Genomic DNA, 3,626 nt, shown 5'->3' with positions numbered 1-3,626 from the left:
CTTGAATGCTTCGCAACATCCAGAATCACGAAGGTCAGGGGCCTTTCACGTCAACGACACGCGACCGCCCTGACCAGGGACTGCCCGTTCAAGATCGAAGAGCCCTTATCGGGGCGGCAGGCAGGGTCGCGGGGTGCCAGGTGTCGGCACCCCGACTGTCCGAGACTCGCCCCGCCTGCGCTCAAGTCTGTGCAGGGGCCGGCAGTGCGGGCGTTGTTGTGGTGCCGCAGCAGGAAGGGGCGTGCGGTCGACTGGTCAGTGAACCACCAGCCGCCCCGCCACTGAAAGCGAGCACCACCATGAATCTCCAATTTCGTCAGATCCGTGTCCTGCACAACGAGCAGCTCGACGCTGCTGGCCGCCACGAGGCATGGGTTCGGGGATACAGGCCCGAGGATTCGATGGTCGAGATCCTGGCCTTCCCGATCGCCGGAGCGGCAGACATGCCGGAGGCGCACCTCGTGGAGCAGCTGTACGACGCCCTGAACTACCAGCCCGCCGAACATCTGCTCTGGCTCACCGACCTGTTGACCGCCGTCAAAGGCCGGTCCTTGAGCGTCGGCGATGCTCTGGTCGTCGACGACACCACGCATGTCGTGGAACGTATGGGCTGGTCCAAAGTCGACCTGCCGACCAACATCACGGCCGCGGTGGCCACGGCGTAGTCGTCAGCACGCAACGCCCGCCCGCCACCGATCCCGGTGGCGGGCGTTTGGTGGCAGACCTGCCAGTACCTGGCGCAGGCAGAACAGCTGTCCGCCCAGCAGGGTTAGCAGCGGGGCTTTTTCGCCCGGTGCGTGTCGGGGCGCATTGCCATACTCGAGCCGCCATAGTCACTTTCGACAGGAGAGATCCATGACCGACCCGAAGAAGGCACTGCAGAGCTGTGTCGACGAACTGCGAATTGCAATGGACGAGGCGATGCCGGTGCTGACCGGTGTCGCTCCCCCCAGCAACGATCCGGGCAGCGCCACCGCGGCGGCGGCGCTACTCACTGCCGCCCGCGAGTTCGCCGAGACGACGCGCGCGGCCGTCGACGAGTTTGATCGGTTCATCGCCGAGCTCCCCAACGCCGAATAGGCCTCGATCAGGGCGGACCGCACTGCCGGTGACAGGCCGGCAGCGCGGCCCGCCGCAGTGGAAACGCCTGTCAGTGAAGGATGAATCCACCGCTGACCCGCCGACATTCAAGGAGCTACCGTGATCGGCCCGCGCAACGAGGTAACCCTGTCGAACGACAGGACGATCATGAAGATCCGGCACCCGCAAGGAACGGTGCTCACCCTCGAGAAGGATGAAGGATTTGAGGACAGCGACGTCCGGTGGGCGCTTACCGCAGAGGTCCCCCGCGTGGAGGAAGGCCAGATCAGCCGGGCGCGGAAGCTAAAGCTGCCGGGCCAGCGATCGCTGTATCTGCAGTGCAACACCGGACCGCCCACGTGGTGGCTGCCGCGCATGAAAGTGCGTCGCCGCCCCGGTGGCGCTGAGTGCATGATCGGCTGGCTACGTGGACTCGTGGCGGTCAGGATCATCGCGAAGCCGACGGGAAGGTGACCGCCACCCGCCGACCGGCTGCAGGCTGGTCAGGTGGTGGTGAGTTGGCACATCAGGATGGCCGAGTTGATGTTGGCCCCAGGCCAGCGTGCGCACTGTAGGGAGCACAGCACCCAGCCGTCGCGACCGTGAATGCGTACCTGCAGGCACAGGCTGGCATTGCTGTCGGCGGCGCCAGCCAGTAGTTGCTGCACTCGCAGCAGTTTGGGCACGTCATCAGGGTGCACCCGGTTAGGGCCGGCGTGGTCAACGTCATGCAATGCGGCCGGCCGGGGGGTCACCCAGTACGACGGGACCGGCGCGAACTGTTCGTCGGCCGGAAAACCGATGAGCACTGTTGCGGAATTGCTGGTCGCGGCCGGGGAGATGTTCAGCAAGGTCTCCGGGTTCAGTGCCAACGGTTCGTGGTCGGTGATGTCGTGAGCGAATCCTCGGACACGGCCGGTGCTGGCGTCGAAGCGACTCACGCCGTGAAAGGACAGCAACGACCCGTTGTCATGCTTGATGCCGAGCGTGCCGCGGAACATGGGCCGCCCCGCAGGGTTGAGGCAGTGATCGGTGAGTTCAGCGACCGCATCGAAAGCGAAGACCTTCCGCAAGAACACACCCGGTTTCCGCACACACGCCGCCGGGTCCGGGGAGTTGGAGGTCATCATGTAGCTGTCCGCCGTCTGGGCGATCGTGTACGTGCTGGGATCGAAGGTCATCGCGCCTAGACGTGGGGCCGGATCGGTGGCGGGGTCATCGTCGGGGCTGGTGATGCGCAGGCTGACAGCGTGGACGAGACCGTCGGGGCCGATGGTGGGTACGGCGATGATGCGGCGCTGCTCCCCGCGAACACCGGTGACGATCGCATCGACAGGTTCGCTGGTGGCCCGGATGCGGTCGACCACCGGAGCGGGGTTGACTTCGGTGCGCCGAGCTAGTGCGCCCACGGACTGCCATTCGGTGCGCCGGCCGCGCGACCAGACCAGACTGCTTTGCCCAGAGGCGAGGGTTTCGATCACATGCCACTGCGTCACGCGTCGATCTCCTGGCGGTTGGCGGGATGGAAGTAGAGCAGTCGCATCCTGTCAGCGGCGAGAGTGTGGGTGGGGTAGCGGGTGAGGAGCACGTCACCGAGAACCCATGCGTCGTCGAGGCCGCGGACACGCACCTGCACCACCGGTTCAGCGGAGGCGTCGACACGGATCAGTGCTGAGGCTGCGGCGAGCTCGTTGGTGTCATCGGCGTGAATGAGTTGCCGGGCAGGACACGTCTGGTGCATCCAGGGATGGCGGGTAGTGATGACCTCGGCGAGGACGGGAGTGTCGGAGGGTTCAGTGTGGGTGAGGATTGCGGTACCAGCGGTCTGCCGGTAGCGGAGGTCAAGGGGCGGCGGGGTGTCGTCGGTGTCGGTGACATCGTGGATCACTCCGATCAGCGATATGCGTGAGGAGGGGTCGACGACGGCGTTGAGGCGCCAATTCATGAGGTGGCCGTGGTCATGCAGGATGGACACAGCGCCGCTGATGGTGCCGGCAGTCGGGTTCATGCAGGCTTGCAGGACAACTGGTTCGACGTCGGGGGCGGCCACCAGTTTGCGGGTCAAGGTTTGCGGTTTCCGGGTGTGCGGGAAACTGTCCGGCCGATCAGTGTCGGCGCCGCTAGTCATGTCGAACAGGGCCTGGCTGATCACTGCCACACCTTTGTGGTGGTCCCAGCACAGGCCAGCGATCCGGCGGGCCTTCGTTGGTGGCGGCTCGTGTTTGCGCCCGACCCATACCGCGGCCCCGTAGGCCGGTGAGGTTGGACTGTCGGCCGGGTAGATCGCGACGTGGTATTCCTCGCAGTCGGCGGCGGTGACAGTCAGCGACTGGTGACTGCGGCTCGACAGGGCGGCCTGCAATTGCGGTAGCCACCGGTCATCGATGCCGGGCAGGGCCGCGGGCGACCAGTCCACAGCCTTGCCGTCGCTCCACACCATCGAGTAGTGCCCCATAGAGTGGTGTAGCCCGGTGACCGGGACCATGACGAGCAGCGTGTCGTTGCTCGGAGCGGGAGCGGTCACCGTGTGATCCTTCGAGGAATCT

5 protein-coding genes are annotated in these 3,626 nt (G+C 65.7%); 3 read left to right on the top strand and 2 right to left on the bottom strand.

Annotated features, from left to right (window positions below; genetic code table 11):
• Positions 1–299 precede the first annotated feature (299 nt).
• From ACFFJD_RS16775 to ACFFJD_RS16765, 3 genes are all read left to right on the top strand, one after another.
• Positions 300–665, top strand: a complete 366-nt coding sequence (locus tag ACFFJD_RS16775; protein ID WP_382366252.1) for a hypothetical protein — start codon at positions 300–302, stop codon at positions 663–665.
• A 190-nt stretch (positions 666–855) separates the two neighbouring features.
• The gene (locus ACFFJD_RS16770) at positions 856–1,080 is read left to right on the top strand and encodes a PE domain-containing protein (protein ID WP_382366250.1); all 225 of its coding nucleotides are present in this window, start codon (positions 856–858) and stop codon (positions 1,078–1,080) included.
• Between the two features lie 120 nt (positions 1,081–1,200).
• Positions 1,201–1,554, top strand: a complete 354-nt coding sequence (locus ACFFJD_RS16765) for a hypothetical protein (protein ID WP_382366248.1) — start codon at positions 1,201–1,203, stop codon at positions 1,552–1,554.
• 29 nt (positions 1,555–1,583) lie between these two features.
• On the opposite strand, the gene ACFFJD_RS16760 is transcribed toward ACFFJD_RS16765, so the two are convergent.
• Both ACFFJD_RS16760 and ACFFJD_RS16755 read right to left on the bottom strand, forming a co-directional pair.
• Positions 1,584–2,561, bottom strand: a complete 978-nt coding sequence (locus ACFFJD_RS16760) for a GAF domain-containing protein (RefSeq protein ID WP_382366246.1) — start codon at positions 2,559–2,561, stop codon at positions 1,584–1,586.
• Positions 2,562–2,572: 11 nt separating this feature from the next.
• The gene (locus tag ACFFJD_RS16755) at positions 2,573–3,565 is read right to left on the bottom strand and encodes a hypothetical protein (protein ID WP_382366244.1); all 993 of its coding nucleotides are present in this window, start codon (positions 3,563–3,565) and stop codon (positions 2,573–2,575) included.
• Positions 3,566–3,626 lie beyond the last annotated feature (61 nt).

The organism is Gordonia phosphorivorans (genome assembly GCF_042432625.1).
Classification (GTDB): domain Bacteria; phylum Actinomycetota; class Actinomycetes; order Mycobacteriales; family Mycobacteriaceae; genus Gordonia; species Gordonia phosphorivorans.
The sequence above is the reverse complement of the archived record's forward strand: the minus strand, read 5'-3'. Positions and strand labels throughout refer to the sequence as shown.

What these genes read in the sequence shown, in the direction of transcription:
- ACFFJD_RS16775 (WP_382366252.1), top strand. Translation starts at nt 300, where the DNA reads ATGAATCTCCAATTTCGTCAGATCCGTGTCCTGCACAACGAGCAGCTC.
- ACFFJD_RS16770 (WP_382366250.1), top strand. Translation starts at nt 856, where the DNA reads ATGACCGACCCGAAGAAGGCACTGCAGAGCTGTGTCGACGAACTGCGA.
- ACFFJD_RS16755 (WP_382366244.1), bottom strand. Translation starts at nt 3,565, where the DNA reads ATGGTCCCGGTCACCGGGCTACACCACTCTATGGGGCACTACTCGATG.